This window comes from Mangrovibacterium marinum (genome assembly GCF_003046625.1).
Lineage (GTDB): Bacteria > Bacteroidota > Bacteroidia > Bacteroidales > Prolixibacteraceae > Mangrovibacterium > Mangrovibacterium marinum.
This window is the reverse complement of record NZ_QAAD01000031.1, coordinates 14,247-33,426: the sequence shown is the minus strand read 5'-3', so window position 1 is coordinate 33,426 and position 19,180 is coordinate 14,247. Positions and strand designations below refer to the sequence as shown.

Genomic DNA, 19,180 nt, shown 5'->3' with positions numbered 1-19,180 from the left:
GTTGCCCCAAAACTGGCTGTTTTTCACTCCTACTTTTGCGCAATTCGGATCTTTTGTCCTACCGGACGGGTTTTCATCTTTGGCTTGCCCCAAAGACGAAACAGAAAACGCAAGGCTTATTTTTATCTTCAGGTGTCAGCTCCCGAAAGCTAAGTTCAGCCGGGTGATCTCCAGTCCGGCAGCTGCCGGAGCGGAGCTTCCCGGATTCACTAAGCTTCCGGTTCGCCTCTCACCATCGATAAAAAGTAGGCCGGTCCCGCTCCGAGCGAGCTTCCGTCTTCTCTTAAATGCCTTCTGCTGTCTTCCACCACTTTCATTCCTGTTGGTGATTCCCTCCGAATCATGTAGTTTTTTCTGAAAGTCTTACTACGCACAGGCGCTAAGCCGCAATGCCAAAAACTGTTTTTGATTAGAAGTGGAACGACAACCCGACAACTGTTGAAAACAACGACAACAGCATCGTCGAAAATAGTGAACTTTCATTCCTGTTGGTGATCCCCGGAATCATCTGTGTTTTTAGGAGGTTTCAATCCCGATTAATCGGGACAGCATTCGGGCTGAATTTTTCAGTCTGTAAATTAGCCTGTAAAATGGTCGGATAAAACGATAAAGCCCCAAAAATGAGGCTTAGACTTTGCGTAAGCGATGGACAAAACTTTTGTTGTTGATGACCACCTTCAGCAAGTAAATACCGGAATGCAGATTTTTCAGGTTCAGGCGTACATTTTGAAGCCCCGGAGTTAATTCCCGGGCATCCCACCGCTGAACAGTGTTGCCCAAAATATCCATCAAAATAAAAGTAGCGTTGGCATATTCTTCGGAAGTGATCTCTACAATAATATGCTCGTCCATTGGGTTCGGATATACCTTTTCAACCTTCGTCAGGTTTTCCGGCTCCAACGACGGTTCTGTTTGGGCATTTCCAAAACAAACAGACAATAATAATATCATACAAAGTAGAGCTGCTTTCATATTTCTCTCTTAGCCACACATAATATACGACATTTCGCCTAAAGGTTACCCCTAAAAAGAAAGAAAAATGCCTATTAACAGCTCATTGTTGATAAAACACGGCAATATCTTGCCCTTCGTCACGTTTGCCGCGGCGAAAAGGCACAAAAAAACCTGCCAGAAAAATCTGGCAGGCGAATTTTTTTATGCTGTCCGATGATTATTCTGCTACTGAGATAGCATCAACCGGGCAAACTTCGGCGCAAGAGCCACAATCCGTACAAAGATCAGCGTCGATCTTGTAGATATCACCCTCTGAAATTGCTTCAACAGGACATTCATCGATACAAGTTCCGCATGCAATGCACTCGTCTGAAATTACATAAGCCATAACACTTCTTTTTTATAGTTAAAGATTACGAGCAAAAGTACAAAGTTTGCCAAAAAATCAAAGGAACTCCCTATTATTTTTCATCAATCCAAATAAGCTTTTAAAATCTCTTAAAGTGGACTTAACATGAACAGATAACGACTATGAAAAAGAACGTCTTATTTCCCTTTTTCTGTCTTCCTGACATTTTGATCGTAATATTTGCAGCAATCGGTCAGTCCACATTTCGAACAGCGGGGCGAGCGTGCCAGGCAGGTATAGCGCCCGTGCAGAATTAACCAGTGATGCGCCAGAGGAACTATTTCTTCGGGGAAATACTTCATCAGCTGTTTCTCGGTTTCCAACGGCGTCTTGGCATTGGTGGTCAAACCGATGCGGGCCGACACCCGAAACACGTGCGTATCGACCGCAAAAGCAGGCTTTTCGTACACAACCGAGGCTATCACATTAGCTGTCTTCCGCCCTACTCCCGGCAGCTTTTGCAGCTCTTTCACATCGTCGGGTACCACCCCTTCAAAATCGTTGACCAGCATCCGGGCCATCCCCACCAGATGTTTCGCCTTGTTGTTGGGGTACGAGCAGGAACGGATATAATCGAATACCTCGGCAGCCTCCACCTCGGCCATAAGTTCCGGTTGGGGAAAACGCTTAAACAACTCGGGCGTTAGCTGGTTTACCCGCTTATCGGTACACTGAGCCGAAAGAATGACCGCCACCAGCAACTCGTAGGGGTTTGAATAATGCAGCTCGGTTTCGGCAATAGGCATTTCTTTTTGAAAATAAGCAATAACCTTTTCGTATCGTTCTTTTTTTAACATCTCGCTGTTGTTTGTTCTGTCTCAAACAAAAATACGCCATCTCCCCTACGATGCAAATTATACCAATTGTTTTTCAACCTGCGCTTTAAGCAAAAGGCTGAAATTACAAGGATTAATGCCTGAGCCATAAAGACTGGAACGAATTTAAGCCTCAATTCTATTGCCAATCGGTATTATTCCTATTTTTGGGCAAAAATTAGAACCAATGACTCCCTATATACAGGCCGAACAGATCTCGAAGCGTTTTGCAGATTACATGCTTTTTGAAAACATCTCGTTTACCATTTTCAAAGACCAGAAAGTGGCCTTGATTGCCAAAAACGGGGCCGGAAAAACCACCATGATGGAAATTTTGGCCGGAAACGATGAGCCTGACAGTGGAATTATTACCAAAACCAAGGATGTAAAAATTGGCTACCTGCGCCAAAACCCCGATTTGGACGACCGGCTAACCGTGCTGGAACAAGCCTTGAAGTCGGACAATCCCGCGCTGCAAGTGGTTCGGGAGTTTGAGAAAGCCATCAAACACAACGACCACCAGGCTATGGAAAAGCTGACCGTACAAATGGACGAACTGCATGCCTGGGATTTCGAGGTGAAGGTGAAGCAGATTTTAAGTCAGCTTAAAATCGATAACTTCGACCAACTGGTGGGCTCCCTCTCGGGCGGACAGCAAAAGCGCCTGGCACTGGCCAACATCCTGGTCAACGAGCCGGACCTGCTCATGCTGGACGAACCGACCAACCACCTCGACCTGGAAATGATTGAATGGCTGGAACAATACCTCGACCGCACAAACTGCACCTTGTTTATGGTCACTCACGACCGCTATTTTCTGGATCGCGTGTGTAACGAGATCATTGAAATTGACCAGAACCAGGTATACAGCTACAAAGGCAACTACAGCTATTATCTGGAAAAACGCCAGGAACGTATTGAGCAGCAACAGGCATCGACTGAAAAAGCCCAAAACCTGCTGCGTACGGAGCTGGAATGGATGCGCCGCATGCCTAAAGCCCGCAGCCATAAGGCCAAGTACCGTGTTGATGCCTTTTACGAGCTGAAAGAAAAGGCCGGCTTTCGGCGTCGCGAAGACAACCTGGAGCTGAGCATTGCCTCCTCGCGAATGGGGAGTAAAATTCTGGAGCTTGACCAGGTGTCGAAAGCTTATGGCGATCTGATTTTAATCGATGATTTCACCTACAAATTTTCGCGTTTCGAGAAAGTAGGTATTGTGGGAAAAAACGGAACCGGAAAATCAACCTTTCTGAATGTCATCACCCAGGCAATACCGGCCGACAAGGGAACAATTGACTGGGGACAAACCATTAAAATAGGCTATTACCGGCAGGACGGCATCGACTTTAACCCCACCGACAAAGTAATTGATGTGGTGAAAAACATCGCTGAAGTGGTGACCTTCGAAGATGGAAACCGCATGACCGCCAGCCAGCTGCTAACGCGCTTTCTTTTCCCGCCCGAAAGTCAGTATGGCCTGATTGAAAAGCTTAGCGGTGGCGAAAAACGTCGGCTGTACCTGTGTACCATCCTAATGCAAAACCCCAACTTTTTAATCCTTGATGAGCCAACAAACGACCTGGACATCATGACGCTCAATGTGCTGGAAGACTATCTGGCAGCCTTCGATGGATGCGTGATTGTGGTTTCGCACGACCGCTATTTTATGGATAAGATCGTGGATCACCTGTTTGTGTTCGAGGGCGACGGAAAAATCAAAGACTTTCCGGGCAACTACACCATTTACCGCAACAGCGTTGAAGAGGAAGAAGAACGTGCCCAGGCTGAAGCAAAAGCCTTAGCTCAAGCCAAAGAGGTGAAAACGACTCCGACAAAACCAAAGCAGCAGTCGCAAAAACTAAGCTTTAACGAAAAACGCGAGTTCGAACAGTTGGAAAAAGATTTGGCCAAGCTGGAAGAAGAAAAAACAAGCCTTGAAAACCAGATGAACTCCGGCGAACTTGCCCCCGAAGCATTAATCGAAAAAAGCCAACGTTACGCCCAACTGAAGGATGAACTGGACGAAAAAGAATTGCGCTGGCTGGAGCTAAGCGAAAAAGCGTGATACCAGGGATCAGTCGTGAGACGTGAGTCATGAGTCGTGAGTCGTGAGACAGGAGTCGTGAGACGTGAGACGTGAGTCGTGAGTCATGAGTCGTGAGTCGGGAGTCGGGAGTCGGGAGTAGTGAGTCTTCAATCCAGTAGTCCAGTAATCCAGTAATCCGACAATCCGGCTATCCGGCTATCCGTCAATCCTTCAATCCGTCAATTCGGTGATCAGTTGGGAGACTGGAGTCATTCTTTGCGTGCTTTGCGCCTTCTTAGCGAACTTTGCGGTTAAACCAATACGGAAACGCCAAGAACGCGGAGAAGACGCAGAGAGAGGATCCGGAAGTCCAGTGGTCAGTGATCAGTAGTGAGTCGTGAGACAGGAGTCGTGAGTAGTGAGTAGTGAGTAGTGAGTCATCAATCCATCAATCCAGTAGTCCAGTAATCCGTCAATCCATCAATCCTTCAATCCTTCAATCCCGCCATCTGCGACGGGCTTGCTACATGCAAAGGCCGAACTTTCTACTATTCTACTCTGGACTTTCTACTAGCTTTCTATATCAAAGGATACAGTAAGCTTACAGAAAGCATACAGAAACCTTACAGAAACCCCTGCTTTGCTCCGACGAAATTCCGGTTGTTTCGCTCCCCGCCCCATACCCAAAGCAAGCTTAAGTCCGAGCTGTTGTCACCATGCCTAAATATCATTTTTGTAGCGTTCGACTTCTCAAAATTTTGTAAATTGAAGGTTGAAAACAGCCAGCCACCGAATGACGGAACAGCGAAATATTAAACTGACCTACTCGATGCACCGGAAGCAGCCGGTTGTACGAATCGATTTTGCCTGGGACCCGGAGCTCGTTCATCAGGTGAAGCAATTGGACCATGCACGCTGGAGCCGGACAATGGAAGCTTGGTATCTGCCCAGGGAGCATTTTGTGCTGCACCGTTTTTTTGAGCTTTTCCGGGGCAAGGCCTGGGTTGATTATGAAGCCTTGAAGACCGACACGAAGAAGCCGGTTGATGCGGAGTCCGGTGCCGCCAAGGCTCCCTATAACCTGCGGGCTCTCAAAGCCGCTTTAACTCCGGATCGTCAAAAACAGCTTCAGTCGTTTAAACAATGGATGGTTCAAAAGCGCTATGCCACCAATACGATCAACAGCTATATGCACCAGCTGGAAATTTTCTTTGGATACTATGCCAACAAAGAACCCGAAAGCATTTCGCACCACGACATTACCCGATTTAACAACGATTTCATACTAAAGAACGGCTTGAGTGCCACTTTTCAGAATCAAACGGTGAGCGCCCTGAAACTGTTTTACCAAAAAACGCAACAACGCTTGCTAAATATCGACGAAATTGAACGACCCTTAAAATCCAGTCCCCTGCCCAAGGTATTCAGCAAGCCCGATTTGGAGAAGTTTTTTCGCGTGATCAGCAATCCCAAACACAAAATGGCGATGATGATGATTTATTCCTGTGGTTTGAGACGAAGCGAACTGATTAACCTAAAACTCGAACATCTGGATTCGAAACGGAAAACACTTTCGGTCATTAACTCCAAAGGGAAAAAAGACCGCATGATTCCACTCAGTGAACGAACCTTGCATAAACTTCGAACTTATTACCTCGAGCACCGGCCTAAACAATACCTGATTGAAGGTCAATATCCGGGCAAAGCATTAACAGCCTCGAGCCTGCAAAAAGTTTTCGAGAAGGCTATGTTGAAGGCCGAAATAAACAAGCCGTACACCATCCACTGTTTACGACACAGTATTGCCACGCATTTGCTGGAAAATGGCACCGATCTGCGCTACATACAGGAACTGCTCGGCCATAAGTCGTCCGTAACAACCGAAATCTACACCCACGTGAGTACGCAAAGCCTTCAAAACATTAAAAATCCTTTCGATGAACTTGATTTATAAGAGAAATAAAGTTCCACATATTGTATGAAATAATCATTTATAAGATAACTTTGGTGGACAGACAACAGAGTTGTATGCAAGTGTAAAACCGATACGATACATTAATACAATAAAAAAGATTGAAATAATTACAAAAAACGGATTGATTGGATTGGTGCTCCGTTGACAGGGCGGTGCAGTTTGAGGGGAATTTATTTTGTTTTTTTCTCCCCCCACACAAAGAAAAAGGAAACCCCGCCCACAAAACAACACATTTGCAAACCGTAGCAAGCCAGCTCTGCAAACCAAAGTTTACAAAAGAGTTGTTTTTTTGCCAACGCACCGCTGCTAATTTGATAGCAATTCTTCTTTTTTATGATTATCCGGTTTTAAAATAAATTTCTCATCTATTGTTACTTTTAGATTAATTATATCTTTATGTAAAATTCAAATGTTTTGTTAGATGCTTTCTTACATATAAATATTGCACAAACCTTGTTTGCTGCCATATTAATTGTTGTTACAAAAAGACCACTTAATATAACCGACAAGCTGCTTTCTGCCTGGTTAATTTTTGTAATGTGTTCTTTTATAATGAAACTAATCAATATTGATTTTCAAGACCAGTTTGAATTCGATCTTATTGGTAGAGGAGCTATAATTACATTGTCGTTTCCATCATTTTTATATTTGTATGTGAAATATTTAATATCCGGAGTTGACAAATTCAAACCATTCGATTTGGTTCATTTTTTACCTTTTGTGTTTATCAGTTTTTATGTTTTGTTCTTATCTTATTACAATCCGAAGTTTTCGGCTTTGTTATACTCTGATGGTGATATAGGATTATTGCTTATCTTATTTGGAATTATTTCTATATCTACTTTTGCTATATATGGTTACATAACTATTCGCCAGTTGAACCAATATCGTAAAATCGTCGATAATTTATATTCTTTCCATAATACTAATGTAAGTTTAAAATGGCTATGGACACTGGTACTTATTTTTTACTCATATTATTTTCTGGCCATTATAATAAATGGTTTCAATAAAGTCGTTGGAATTGATTTCAAGATGTCAAATATCCTAATACCTGTTTATACTTTTTTTATTTATGTAATAAGTTTTCGAGGTTATGTTCAGCCCAGACTTTTAGCTCAAAAAGAAGAAGTTGAAGATGATAAGCCAAAAGAATCGTATCAAAAGTCAGGATTAAAAAGAAACGATGCTGTAAAGTATGCCCAAACAATCACAAAATTGATGCAAGTAGAGAAATTGTGGTTAAATCCCGAAGTAAATTTAAAAGAAATATCGCAACACACAGGCATACAGCAACATTATATTACCCAGATTTTAAATGAACAATTGAATAAAAACCTTTATACATTCGTGAATGAGTTTCGTGCCAACGAAGTAATCCGTTTGTTTAAAGAAGAAAAATATAAAAATTGGAGTATTATAGCCATTGCATTTGAGGCAGGATTCAATTCCAAGTCATCATTCAACACTTTTTTCAAAAAATTTACAGGAAAAACACCTTCCGAATATCGAAAAGAGCTAGCTTCCGGATAGTCTTCGTAAAAAAATGCAATTCAACTATCACAACTTATGTATCAGTATATCTGTATTTTATATGTCGCTGCTTTAAAGGTCGAACTTGTAAATAGTACGTCCTTTGTAGTTAGGTCGTAGTTACTATTGTATTGCAGTTTCTTTGCTCTCAGTAAATTTTAAAAAGTGAGAAGCATGAAGAAATTGTTTTTAATATTGATTAATGGGCTACTCTTTACAGGTGTTCTTTATTCACAAGTAGATGATGTTCATAAAGAACTGCTCCGGATGGCCCTTGAAAATAATTACGAAATCCAAAAAGCAGAATTAGATATTGCTAACAGTGAACAGCAAGTTAAACAAGTTCAGTCCTATACACTTCCTCAATTATCAGGAGCAATTGAAGCAAAGCATTATATTGAATTGCCCACTGTGATTCTTCCGGGAGAAATGCTTGGTGCTCCCAGTGATATTGAAACACACATGGGAAGACCCAACAATGGCGATGTCGGTATTAGCGCATCATATTTAATACCAAATATTTCATTGCTTACCGATTTAAAAACAGCAAAAGAGTCAACGGAATTATACAAACTTTTAAAAATTAAAACTGAAGAAGATGTAATCTATCAGGTGAGCTACTCATATTATTATTATTTAGCAAGTTTGGAGAGCTTAAAAATTATAAAAGAAAATATTGAGATATTAAAAGAAAATAAAAGAATTGCTGCGAATCTGGTAAATAACGATATGGCTTTGCCAACCGACACAAACCGAATTGTTGTAAAAATTAATGATTTGGAGAAACAAGTTAACCTAATAGAAGCATCGTTATTTGAGCAGAAAAACAGGATAAGATTACTAATAGGCAATGAAGACTATCCATTTCCTGAGCCCAATTTAGATATTGAATTCAATCAAAACAATCAGAAAATTGGATTGATAGATTCTGTAAAAAGTACCGATATTCAAATTCTTGAAAAGCAACTTGAAATACAAAATCTTCAGATAAAAAAATCAAAAGCAGCTTACCGCCCAACTACATTGCTTTATGCTTCGTATGCCTATAATGTTCAACAGAACGATTTTGCCGATGTGTTCAAAGTTAACGATTGGAATAACATTTCGCTTGTAGGTCTTAAAATGACAATACCCATTTTTTCGGGTGGCAGAAACAAAGCAAAAGTGCAACAATCGAAGCTCAATTCTCAAATTGTAGAAAAGAACATTGAACAAGCAACACAAAACTTTAATCAAGAACGACAACAAACATTAAATAAATACTTTTCACTAAAAGAAAACTGTGAAATTCAGTTCGACAACATAAAACAAACCGATGATATCTATAATGTTTCATCGCTTAAATACGAAGAAGGATTACTCCCCCTAACTGAATTATTAATCTCAACTTCAGACTTAAGCAATGCTAAATTAAGTTACACAAAAAGCTTATTAGAACTCTTCATGGCCGAGCTCGATGTGTTAAAATCGAATTGCAATTTAAATACTTTAACGAATAAATAAATTTTTAATAAGATGAAAAAGATAATAAAACATATTTTGCCCGCATTCATCATATTACTGGTAATAACAGCAATTTGTTGGAAATTAAAAGCAAACAAGGAAAAAAATAAAGCAGAAGCGGAACTTGCTAATGTAAAAGCAACTGCCATACCTGTAAAAGTTGACACGGTAAAGGCTGCAAATTACATCCAAAATATCGAGATGTCAGGAGCAATAAAAAATAAAACCGATTTGTTTCTTTTTGCCGAAACACAAGGACGAATTATTAAAATATACAAGGAAAAAGGCAGCTGGGTAAACAAAGGCGAAACTATTCTTGAAATAGATAATTCAGTATTGAAAGAGCAATACGAACTTGCAAAAACAAATTACGAGCACAGCAAACTTGACTACGAAAGAATGAAAAAGTTGGTTGAAAACAATGCTGTAACTCAAAAAAATCTCGAAGATATTACTTTAAAATATACACAATCGAAAGCTGAGCTTGCAAGAATTACAAAAATGCTCAACGACACTAAAGTTACTTCTCCTGTATCGGGTTTTATTAACGATAGCTATTACGAAGAAGGAATGCTTATTTCGGGAAGTGTTAAACTGTGCAACATTATTAGTAAAAACAATCTGATTATTACCACTGAGGTTAATAGCAAGGATGTTTTGTCAATAGAAAGCGGAGATATTGTTACTTTAAAAGTAGATGAGTATCCAAACAACTGTTTTACGGGAAGCATTACAAATATCGCTGAAAAAGCACTGTCAAACAGTCGGTTTGCCATTGAAATTTCTATTGACGAAAACAACTATCTGAAAGCAGGAATGTTTGCAGAAGCAACTATCGAAAAAACTCAGCCCAAAGCAATTATTGTTGACAGAAATGCTATTTCGGGTTCCTTGCAAAATGCTTCGATGTATATTGTTGAAAACAATGAGCTGGTAGAACAAGAGGTTAAAATAAATAAAACATTGGGTAGCAGTGTTGAAATCATCGATGGTTTAAATCTAAACCAGATTTATGTAGTATCGGGAACCATTAACCTTTACGAATCGGCGAAAGTAAAAATTATAGATTAAAAAATATCTAGCATGAAGAAGACGATAAGTACAATAATAATATCATTGTTTTTAGTTGTGACCGCATATTCTCAACAAGAAAACATAGTTGGCACATATCTTACTGCAAACAAAAAAATGAAGGTTGAATTCTATCAAACAAATGGCCAATACAATGCAAAAGTAGTGTGGAAAGCTAAAGATGCTGACAAAGATGTGAATATAGGGGATGTTATCATTAAAGACCTGACCTATAATTCTAAATTAAAACAGTATGAAAGTGGCATTTTAACAGCTAAAGGAAAAACACTTGACTGCATGACCAAATTTCATAATACTAATCAAATAAAGATTTTTATGAAATATGGATTTATTAAAAAAGAAGTTATTTGGACACGAGTTTAAAATTTTGAAAATATGAATATATCAGATATATCAATCAAGCGACCAACAATTCCACTAGTTCTGCTCATAATAACCTTATTGGCAGGATTGTTTTTAGGTACAAAACTAAAGTATGAATTGATTCCCGATATTAGTGCGCCGGTAGTTGTTGTAACTACAGTGTATCCAGGTGCAGGTGCAAGCGATATCGAAAAATCAGTAACCATTCCACTCGAAAATGCACTGGCACAAGTTGAAGGAATCGATGAAATAATTTCAGCTTCAATGGAAGGTGTTTCAAGTGTAAGACTTATGATGAGTATGGATATTGCCCCCAAGGATGCCTTACAAGATGTAAAAGCAAAACTTGACAAAATCCGTCGGACACTGCCAAAAGACATTTACGAACCATCTGTTTCGGCAATTGATTTAAGTGAATTGCCAATTATTACTATTGGTGCAACATCAGCTTTGTCGAATACCGATTTTTTTGACCTTATCGATAAGACAATACAGCCGACTTTATCGCAAATTAAAGGAGTGGCAAATGTGAATATGGTTGGCGGTATGCAAAAGGAAATTAAGGTAAACATCGACAAAAACAAACTGGATGCTTTTAACCTTACTATAAAGCAAGTTGTTCAACTTGTTGGAGCTTCAAATATAGAATTCCCGGCCGGTAAAATTGAAGACGAACAAACTCAAATGAAGGTGCGATTATCCGGAAAATACCAATCTATCGACCAGTTAAGAAAAACCGTGGCAGGGTATTCAAATACCGGCAATGCTATTTACCTTGAAGAAATTGCCGATGTATATGAAGGAATTTCAGACATAAAAACAATTGCAAAAATCAATGGTGTCGAAGCCATTGGTATTGAAGTTTCAAAACAAAAAGAAGCCAATGCTGTAGATGTAAGCCGACTTGTTCAGGAAAAACTGGAACAACTAAAAGTAGATTATGCCGATTCCGGATTAGATTTTACAATTGCCAACGATAATTCAGTATTTACACTCAATGCAGCAAATGCTGTTGGTAAAGACCTAATGATGGCAATTATCCTTGTCTCACTTATTATGCTTTTGTTCTTAAAAAGTTACCGAAACACCCTTTTTGTTCTGGTTACTATTCCAACATCATTAATAGGGACATTCATTGTTATGTACCTGCTCGATTTTTCGCTCGACCTTATTAGTTTAACCTCGCTTTCGTTGGTTGTTGGTACTGTAGTCGACGATGCTATTGTTATAATCGAAAACATCCACCGCCATATGGAAATGGGCAAAAACAGGTTTGATGCCACAAAAGACAGCATGAAAGAAATAGGTCTTACACTTGTTTCAACTACTGCTGTTTTATCAGCTGTATTTATTCCAATATCAATGGTTACAGGAATCACAGGTCAAATTTTGCACGAGTATGCAATTGTTATTGTGGCATCTATGCTTTTTAGTTTGCTATTTACATTTACACTTGTGCCTTTATTAACCTCGAGATATGCTAAAATTGAAACACCAAAGAAAAATGCCGTAAGCAAAGTACTCGATGGTTTTGAAAAACTATTGGAAAAATTTGCTGTTTGGATAACAAATATGCTTAAGTGGGCATTACACCACAAAATGCTTACAACAGGCTTTGTGATTGTTGCGTTTGTTCTTAGCGTTTGGCTTATTCCGGCAGGTTTTATTGGCACTTCGTTTATGGAATCGGGTGACAGGGGAAATGCTATTTTAAGAATTGAATTGCCAAAATCGACAAAAATACACGAGAATTTAAAAGTTACTTCGCAAGTTGAAGAGCTTATCCTTTCACAACCTGAAGTTGAAAATTTATATACAACTATTGGTAAACGAACAGGAAACGCTATTGCAACTGATAATAGTACACCTTATTTTACCGAGTTTAATGTAATTTTTGTTCCTTTAGAAGAACGCGAAATGAGTTCACAAAATATTGCTCGAACATTACGTGCCAAAATTGAGGAAACAGTGCCCGGCATTAAAGTTAGTGCTGCCAATGTTAACATTATGGGCAACGAAGACATTCCTATAAAATTCTATGTAAAAGGTAGTAATATTGATAGTATTTACAAAGCTTCCGAAATGTTTTGCGATTTGCTTCGCTCTATTGAAGGAACTACAGAAGTAGAAAATTCACTGAATTTTGGTAATCCTGAATACCAGGTATTTTTTGACAGAGAAAAGCTGGCATATTATGGACTTACAATAGGCGAAATTTCAAAAGATATTCAACTGGCATTTGCCGGGAACACCGATAATAAATACCGGATTGGAGATAACGAATATGATATCAACATTCGTCTCGACGAATTTAATCGAAAAGACAAATCTGATTTAGAATCGTTAAAATTTAAAACTCACAAAGGCATTGTTACTTTATCGCAATTTGCAACTATTGAACAAGGACTGGGTCCAAGCGTTTTAGAAAGATATAACCGCGGCTCGTCGGCAACTATTACCTGCCAGTTGGTAGGTGTTTCGCAAGGTACTGCAACTGAACAATTCGAAAATTTAGTAGAACAGGCAAATTTCCCACAAGGTACAAGTCATGAATATTCGAAAATGTCGAAAATGATGAGCGAATCGTTTGCGTCGCTCGCAATTGCATTTATTGCCGCAATTCTTTTTATGTACTTAATTATGGTTCTGCTTTACAATAACTGGCTGCATCCTTTCGTGGTGCTGTTTACCATTCCTTTAGCAATTATCGGGGCATTGTTTGCACTGGCATTAGCAAACGAAAACCTTAGCTTGTTTACCATTTTGGGTATTATTATGCTTGCCGGACTGGTAGCCAAAAATGCCATTCTTGTAATCGACTTTGCCAACGACCTAATAAAGGAAGGAAAAGCATTGGTGGATGCCATACTCGAAGCTGTACTATTGCGTTTTAGAGCCATTCTTATGACCAATATTTCAATGATTATTGGGCTTATTCCTCTTGCCGTTTCTGCCAGTGCCGGAGCTGAATGGAAAAACGGAATCGGTTGGGTATTAATTGGAGGTTTGACAGTTTCTATGTTCTTGTCAATGATTATTGTACCTATGATTTATTATACATTTGAGAAATTGAAAATAAAAATAATGGGACAAGCTAAAGGTATGTAAATATCATAATTTTTTTAACCAATCAGCCCTATTTGTTAGCACATTGGCAAGTCACACGAGCCACGCTCAAACCAAAACTTGCCAAAGAGCTAACAAATACCAGCCTTGTTACCGCCTTTAAGGGCGGTTTGGGGTTTGCCCTCCCACAAAAAACAAAATAAATTAATGCTCCGTATCAAGTTCAGTGCAGATTGATAAGATAAAATATTAGATTTGTAAAAACTTGAAACAGATTGTCTTTGAACAATAAACACCAGCATACAACACGCGGTCATAAGTAATGCGGGGTAATGTGGTAAATTCAACATGAGTACATTTAATAAACATAGCAACGGTTTGATAAGTAAGTGCTTCGAAATCCCGCACTACTCATACCGCCAACCGTTAGCAGCCAGTTGGATAAAAGCCAAATGGTGGTTACCTGAAACTTCGTTCTTTGCTTTTGTTCTCGCCCAGGCAGGTTGCTGTCACAAAACTTGCAGGAGAAGTTTGGCGCAGTTGCCAATTTTTCGCTGTCTGATAGCTTGCCAGGTTGTTTCGCAGCCTGATTGTTTGCCAGTTTTTAAGAATGGCCGGTAGTTGCCTGAAATCTTGTTTTTTGCTTTCCGGTACTTGCAGGGAAACAAAATTGGCAGGAATGTTCCGGCGCAGGCAAGTTTTCCGCCAGCGGAGTTGGGCATGAACGGGCTGGTTCCCGCCCCTACTCTGTAAACCATAGCTGTACTTGCAACTACTTCGCGTTGTTTCGAATTGAACAAAAAAAGTTGATAAAAGCTTCCGCACTTTGTAAAACTTTTCCGCGGAAAATCATACATTTATTCTGTTAATAAACTGAGTATACGAAACAACCGGCTGCTAACAACGTGCAAATTGCATCGCGGGCTCGGTGGTTTCAGTTGCCGTTGTTCCTTTCTCTGACCGTCTTTCGTCCGGTGGACGAAGACGCTCTTCGAAATCCGCAACGCAACTTGCACCAACCGTTGTAAGCAAGTGGACAGACACGATACATTTAAACAAATAAAAGAAAATTGAAATAATTACAAAAAAAGGATTACCTGGGATGGTGCTCCGTTGATAGGTCAGTGCAGTTTGAGGGGAATTTATTTTGTTTTTTTCTCCCCCCGCACAGATACATCTATACCGCACACATTTGCAAATCACACATGCCAGCACACATGCTAAATTTGCAAAAGAGTGCTACTGAACGACTTCAAATATAAAAATGGAATAAATATGACGCTTTGTTTAGCTTGGAAATCTGGAAACAACATTCATTTTGCTTCTGATAGCAGATTATCAATGAATTCGGATTGTTCATCTTTTATAGATTTTGGTATAAAAATATTTTCGATACCTGTCAAAATTTTTTCCCCAACTAATTTTGAAACTCAACAACAGACCTTAGATTATGATTATAAAATTGGATTATGTTTTGCTGGTTCATCAACCAATTCTTACATAATAAAAGAGGCTATTTATGAAGTATTGCAAAGGCTGCAATATACTCATTACACTGATTTTTCAATGAATGGAATTGCAAAACTGATTTCAAAATTTCATGAACACACATCGCAAAAAGTTTGCAGTGTTTTAAGGGAAAAAGGTCTTGCTGGATTTTTTCTCACAGGATTTTGTCCAAAAGATAAATTATTAAAAACTTACAAATTTGAACTTGATTTATCCGACTTTCCAATAAAATCTACTTTTAAACAAATATTAGTTGACAACTGGATTGAATGTTTAGGCAGTGGAAAGGATGAGGCTGAAAAATATATAAAGAAATTACAAAACTTAAGCCCTATCAAATTACTCCGTAATATAATTAACTCTGAAAGAGTCCCAAGTGTTGGAGGGGCAATTCAATATGGAGATTTTGATGATGAAAATAATTTCACGATTAAAGGCGTTGATGATTATGAAATTAATAATAACAATTTAATCAGAAGAAAACTTTTATTAAGAGGTACACAGCTATACGAAAATGATATTGTGCTTGATTTTGATGATTTTCATATTTCATATACTTTCATTCAACCATTTGAAAAAGAAATTAATGATTGGATGAGAGATAAATATGGAGAGAAATTTTAGAATTATATTTTATTAACCATGTGTAAAGCAATACTAAAAAATCAAATTATTGAGTGGCTTAGAAATCAACCTTATTGGCTGCAATTTTCAGGTAATCAAATTCTGGAAGGTCAAGTAATTGATGAAAATTTACTATCTAATACACTTACATTCTTTAAAGAAGAAAACGGTTTGAAACCCGCTGAAAATGAACAAACGCCAATTGTATTTAACGAAATCGAAACTTCAGTTTCATCTACAACAAATGATATTGAGTTACAAGCTGTAAAAGACATTGAAAATGTAAATGCATTAATTTCTGGTCAGGAAATAGAAATCAACAAAAATCTGACTGTCATATATGGCAATAATGGAACTGGCAAATCCGGATACATAAGATTATTAAATAATGCTTTTTATAATTCAAGAGGTGATAAAAACATTTTAGGAAATGTCTTTAACGAGACTGAAAGTGGACAGCCAACATGTAAATTTGTTTTCAAGTCCAATGGTGGAACTCTCGACAAATTCTTCCCTGCTGATAAGAATTGTTTTGAATTTTCTCAATATTCTGTTTTTGATACCCAAAGCGTCAAAATACATCTCGATAATGATAACCAATTAAACTTTACTCCGAGTGGTTTCGACTTCTTCGAGAAAATTTTACAATTATTTGAGGAACTTAAATCAAATATTAATACTGAAATAAATTCTCTTAAAAAGACAAATCCTTTCTTAATTCATTTTCAAAATGATAATGAAATAAAGAAAGCTGTTGAAAGCTTTAATTCACAAACAGATATTGAAAAACTTAAAGCCTATGCAAATTTTTCAGAAGAAGATGCAGAAAAGCTTGAAGGAATAAAAAAGAAAATTGCAGAATTAAAAGCATTAAACATACAGGAAAAGATTTCCGCTTTTGAAAAGCTTCAACGGGAATTATCCGATTTTATTCAGAAACAACAGAATATTATAAACTTTCTGACTCAGGAAAAAATAGATTACTATTATGGTCTTTTAGATAATTTTTATAAAACACAAACACTTGTAAATGCAGAAGGAATAAAGAGTTTTGAAAAATATAATATTGATTTGGTTGGCAGTCAGCCTTGGCGTGATTTTGTAATTGCAGCACGGAATTATAAAATTCAAATTGAGAACAAAAAAGGTGATGGGAATAATTATCCGGTTGAAGGCGACCGTTGTTTATTTTGTTTGCAACCAATATCGGGTAATGAAAAATCTTTAATTGATACTTATTGGAAATTATTGCAAAGTCAGGCTGAAACTGAGCTAAACAAGATTAAACAAGATATTGCCAATGCAATACGTGAATTAAAAAACCTACCAACTGTTGTATTTAATGACACAACTAATCTTTTTGGATTTTTAAAACAATATCATCCTGACCAGACTGAAAAATGGCAAAAGATTGTAACAGATTCAGAAAACTCAAAAAACAACTTAATCCAAAATCTTGAAAAGCTAAATAAAGAACTATTAGTAACCGTTTTTACAGTAAATACAAGTGAGCTAAATCCAATCTCGCAAAAACTGAACGAAAGCATTGATGAACTATTCAAAAAGAAACCAGACCAAGAAATAGCAACATTAACTTTCCAACAAAACTATTTGACAGACAAAAGTTTATTGTCAAAGCTTCTTTCTCAAATAATTGAATATGTTTTAACTTGTAAATGGATTTCAAAAGCAGAAAATTCTTTAGGAGCATTTCGAACTAATTCATTGACAACGCTTCAGGGCAGTCTATTCAATCAACATATTACCGATAAATACACATCAACCTTTGAAACGGAATGCGATTTTCTAAAAGCCCCCAAATTTATTGAGATAAAACAGAGGAATGATAGGTTAAAAACACTTAGAAAGCTCTCAATAGCAAATAAAAAAGCAAGTCTGATTTTAAGTGAAGGGGAGCAACGAGCGATTTCGTTGGCTGATTTCTTGACAGAAGTACAATTAAATCCACAGAATAAAGGTGTTGTTTTCGATGACCCAGTTACCTCACTTGACCATCAAAGACGTGCATTGATAGCGGAAAGACTGGTGAAATTAGCTGAAACAAAGCAAGTGATAATTTTTACGCATGATTTATTATTTGTTAATTACTTAAAAAATCTAAGTGAATTAATGATTGACATTCAATGCCACTGGATTGAAAAGATTAACGATAAAACTGGAATTGTTTCGAATAATAATAGTCCTGCAACTGAAGGCGATTATAAATCATTAAAAAATGCAGATGATGCTTGGAAAGCAGCCAGAAAAGAAACATCTCCAACAGAGCGTGAAAAATTATTAAGGACTGGATTTTCTTCATTAAGAACAAATTATGAGTACTTGATTATTTTTGATTTATTTCAAGCTGTTGTCCTTAGATTTGATGAAAGAGTGAGTGTTGAACGACTAAAAGACGTTGTTGTATTACCGGATTTTACTAAAAAACTTATTGCAAAAGTTGGACACTTATCTCGATACATTGAGGCTCATTTACACAGTGATACTTTTGTTTCAAATAAACCTGAGCCAGATGATTTAAAAAGAGAAATGGATGAATTTAATGAACTGAAAAAAGAATTAAAGGAATTAAGAAATGAAATAAAAGCCGGCGCACAGTCGTAAGCACATTTGCAAGCCCGCACGAGCCAACGCTCAGACCAAAGGCTTGCAAAAGAGCTTTTGCCTTTTCAGCCCAATTAGCCCACAGGGCTTTAGGGTTTGCCGACGCTCAAAAAACAAAATAAATTCGTGCTTCGAATCAAGGTCAGTGCGGATTGATAAGATAAAAGATTAGATTTGTAAAAACTTGAAATAGATTGACTTTGAACAATGAACACCAGCTTACAACACGGTATATACAAAATGGGCGAGATTGTACTAAAATCAAGGGCAGTAGCCCGCTTTAAAATAGTAACGGTTTGATAAGTTTAAAGCCCGCAATCGCCCACATTTGCATATACCAATCCGTTACAGCCTATATAAAAAAAGACTTTCAGACAGCCCAGAAAGTCATCGGCAGACTGTCGCTCTGTTCTAGTACGGCGGTTTGACATGACGAGAAGATTTTTATAAAAATTGGCGGTTTTTCATCGGTTTGACAGTCTTTCGTTGACTTTTTAAAATTATACCGCGAGAGTTCTTTTCATATTTAGGTTTAACAAAACGACGGCTAAAAAACTGATTGAGCTTAATGAGGATTAAAGTTTTGCAGACAGTTTTTTCGGTTGCTGGTATTTGTGCCATGACTTTTTTGCCGCTCAACGATTCGGAGAAAAAAATGATTAGTGTTTAAAAAGTGTTTTCGTAACGAT

General features: G+C 37.9%; 13 protein-coding genes. 9 read left to right on the top strand and 4 right to left on the bottom strand.

All coding sequences use genetic code 11. The features are described 5' to 3' along the window. Positions 1 to 209 precede the first annotated feature (209 nt). The 4 genes from C8N47_RS19030 to nth form a co-directional block, all read right to left on the bottom strand. Positions 210 to 344 carry a hypothetical protein gene (locus C8N47_RS19030; RefSeq protein ID WP_281257088.1) on the bottom strand — a complete coding sequence of 45 codons (135 nt, stop codon included), beginning with the start codon at positions 342 to 344 and terminating at the stop codon, positions 210 to 212. Between the two features lie 283 nt (positions 345 to 627). After that, the gene (locus C8N47_RS17530; protein ID WP_170111438.1) at positions 628 to 951 is read right to left on the bottom strand and encodes a T9SS type A sorting domain-containing protein; all 324 of its coding nucleotides are present in this window, start codon (positions 949 to 951) and stop codon (positions 628 to 630) included. A gap of 220 nt (positions 952 to 1,171) precedes the next feature. Further along, the gene (locus C8N47_RS17525) at positions 1,172 to 1,342 is read right to left on the bottom strand and encodes a DUF362 domain-containing protein (protein ID WP_107823877.1); all 171 of its coding nucleotides are present in this window, start codon (positions 1,340 to 1,342) and stop codon (positions 1,172 to 1,174) included. Positions 1,343 to 1,500: 158 nt separating this feature from the next. Beyond that, positions 1,501 to 2,160: an endonuclease III gene (nth, locus tag C8N47_RS17520; RefSeq protein WP_107823876.1), complete on the bottom strand. Its 660-nt coding sequence runs from the start codon at positions 2,158 to 2,160 to the stop codon at positions 1,501 to 1,503. A gap of 205 nt (positions 2,161 to 2,365) precedes the next feature. Between nth and C8N47_RS17515 the strand changes: the two genes are divergently transcribed. From C8N47_RS17515 to C8N47_RS17470, 9 genes are all read left to right on the top strand, one after another. Further along, positions 2,366 to 4,243: an ABC-F family ATP-binding cassette domain-containing protein gene (locus tag C8N47_RS17515; protein ID WP_107823875.1), complete on the top strand. Its 1,878-nt coding sequence runs from the start codon at positions 2,366 to 2,368 to the stop codon at positions 4,241 to 4,243. 754 nt (positions 4,244 to 4,997) lie between these two features. Then, on the top strand, positions 4,998 to 6,158 hold the full coding sequence (locus C8N47_RS17510; protein WP_107823874.1) for a tyrosine-type recombinase/integrase: 1,161 nt from the start codon (positions 4,998 to 5,000) through the stop codon (positions 6,156 to 6,158). A gap of 435 nt (positions 6,159 to 6,593) precedes the next feature. Continuing rightward, positions 6,594 to 7,712 (top strand): helix-turn-helix domain-containing protein, encoded by a 1,119-nt coding sequence (locus tag C8N47_RS17505; RefSeq protein WP_107823873.1) that lies wholly within the window; start codon positions 6,594 to 6,596, stop codon positions 7,710 to 7,712. Between the two features lie 174 nt (positions 7,713 to 7,886). After that, positions 7,887 to 9,215 carry a TolC family protein gene (locus tag C8N47_RS17500; RefSeq protein ID WP_107823872.1) on the top strand — a complete coding sequence of 443 codons (1,329 nt, stop codon included), beginning with the start codon at positions 7,887 to 7,889 and terminating at the stop codon, positions 9,213 to 9,215. Between the two features lie 12 nt (positions 9,216 to 9,227). Continuing rightward, entirely contained in the window at positions 9,228 to 10,286 is a 1,059-nt protein-coding gene (locus C8N47_RS17495; RefSeq protein ID WP_107823871.1) for an efflux RND transporter periplasmic adaptor subunit, read from the top strand. A 12-nt stretch (positions 10,287 to 10,298) separates the two neighbouring features. After that, entirely contained in the window at positions 10,299 to 10,670 is a 372-nt protein-coding gene (locus tag C8N47_RS17490; RefSeq protein ID WP_107823870.1) for a DUF2147 domain-containing protein, read from the top strand. A 12-nt stretch (positions 10,671 to 10,682) separates the two neighbouring features. Further along, positions 10,683 to 13,778, top strand: a complete 3,096-nt coding sequence (locus tag C8N47_RS17485) for an efflux RND transporter permease subunit (protein ID WP_107823869.1) — start codon at positions 10,683 to 10,685, stop codon at positions 13,776 to 13,778. Positions 13,779 to 15,011: 1,233 nt separating this feature from the next. After that, positions 15,012 to 15,869, top strand: coding sequence for a hypothetical protein (locus C8N47_RS17475; protein ID WP_170111437.1), 858 nt, complete (start codon positions 15,012 to 15,014; stop codon positions 15,867 to 15,869). Between the two features lie 18 nt (positions 15,870 to 15,887). Continuing rightward, positions 15,888 to 18,491, top strand: coding sequence for an AAA family ATPase (locus tag C8N47_RS17470; RefSeq protein ID WP_107823866.1), 2,604 nt, complete (start codon positions 15,888 to 15,890; stop codon positions 18,489 to 18,491). Positions 18,492 to 19,180 lie beyond the last annotated feature (689 nt).

Bases quoted from the DNA above. Each gene is read 5' to 3' on its own strand.
- C8N47_RS19030 (WP_281257088.1), bottom strand. From the start codon at position 344: ATGATTCGGAGGGAATCACCAACAGGAATGAAAGTGGTGGAAGACAGC.
- C8N47_RS17530 (WP_170111438.1), bottom strand. From the start codon at position 951: ATGATATTATTATTGTCTGTTTGTTTTGGAAATGCCCAAACAGAACCG.
- C8N47_RS17525 (WP_107823877.1), bottom strand. From the start codon at position 1,342: ATGGCTTATGTAATTTCAGACGAGTGCATTGCATGCGGAACTTGTATC.
- nth (WP_107823876.1), bottom strand. From the start codon at position 2,160: ATGTTAAAAAAAGAACGATACGAAAAGGTTATTGCTTATTTTCAAAAA.
- C8N47_RS17515 (WP_107823875.1), top strand. From the start codon at position 2,366: ATGACTCCCTATATACAGGCCGAACAGATCTCGAAGCGTTTTGCAGAT.
- C8N47_RS17510 (WP_107823874.1), top strand. From the start codon at position 4,998: ATGACGGAACAGCGAAATATTAAACTGACCTACTCGATGCACCGGAAG.
- C8N47_RS17500 (WP_107823872.1), top strand. From the start codon at position 7,887: ATGAAGAAATTGTTTTTAATATTGATTAATGGGCTACTCTTTACAGGT.
- C8N47_RS17495 (WP_107823871.1), top strand. From the start codon at position 9,228: ATGAAAAAGATAATAAAACATATTTTGCCCGCATTCATCATATTACTG.
- C8N47_RS17490 (WP_107823870.1), top strand. From the start codon at position 10,299: ATGAAGAAGACGATAAGTACAATAATAATATCATTGTTTTTAGTTGTG.
- C8N47_RS17485 (WP_107823869.1), top strand. From the start codon at position 10,683: ATGAATATATCAGATATATCAATCAAGCGACCAACAATTCCACTAGTT.
- C8N47_RS17475 (WP_170111437.1), top strand. From the start codon at position 15,012: ATGACGCTTTGTTTAGCTTGGAAATCTGGAAACAACATTCATTTTGCT.
- C8N47_RS17470 (WP_107823866.1), top strand. From the start codon at position 15,888: ATGTGTAAAGCAATACTAAAAAATCAAATTATTGAGTGGCTTAGAAAT.